The following is a 726-nucleotide window of genomic DNA, read 5'->3' as shown; positions in this document are numbered from 1 at the left end:
GCTCCGTCAACCTCGGCGCCTTCGTCGACACCACCGCCGCGGACATCGACTGGGAACGACTGGACGACACCGTCCGCACCGCCGTCACCTTCCTCGACCGCGTGGTCGACATCAACTTCTACCCCACCGAACAGGCCGGCCGCTCCAACGCCAAGTGGCGCCCCGTCGGCCTGGGCGTCATGGGCCTGCAGGACGTCTTCTTCAAACTGCGCCTGCCCTTCGACTCCCCCCAGGCCAAGGCCCTGTCCACCCGGATCGCCGAGCGCATCATGCTCGCCGCCTACGAGGCCTCCACCGACCTCGCCGAACGCAACGGCCCCCTCCCCGCCTGGGACCAGACCCGCACCGCCCGCGGCATCCTCCACCCCGACCACTACGACACCCACTTCGCGTGGCCGCAGCGGTGGGCGGCGCTGCGGAGGCGTGTCGCCGCGGTCGGCCTGCGGAACGCCCTGCTGCTGGCGATCGCCCCCACCTCGACCATCGCGTCCATCGCGGGGGTGTACGAGTGCATCGAGCCGCAGGTCTCCAACCTGTTCAAGCGCGAGACCCTCTCCGGTGAGTTCCTCCAGGTCAACTCCTACCTGGTCCAGGACCTCAAGGACCTCGGCGTCTGGGACGCCCGCACCCGCGAGGCCCTGCGCGACTCGAACGGCTCCGTGCAGGACTTCCTGTGGATCCCGGAGGAGATCCGCGCCCTGTACCGCACGGCCTGGGAGATCCCCC

The 726-nt window shown here is 70.1% G+C and carries 1 protein-coding gene; it reads left to right on the top strand.

Features of this window, described 5'->3' with window-relative positions:
• Nucleotides 1-726 (top strand): ribonucleotide reductase barrel domain-containing protein (locus IEZ20_RS39410; protein WP_506004972.1); only part of this gene is annotated, 726 nt, incomplete at both ends.

The sequence above is a fragment of the Streptomyces cinerochromogenes genome, assembly GCF_014648635.1.
Taxonomy (GTDB): domain Bacteria; phylum Actinomycetota; class Actinomycetes; order Streptomycetales; family Streptomycetaceae; genus Streptomyces; species Streptomyces cinerochromogenes.
Note: the sequence above shows the minus strand (reverse complement) of the source record. Positions and strands in the feature narration are given on the sequence as shown.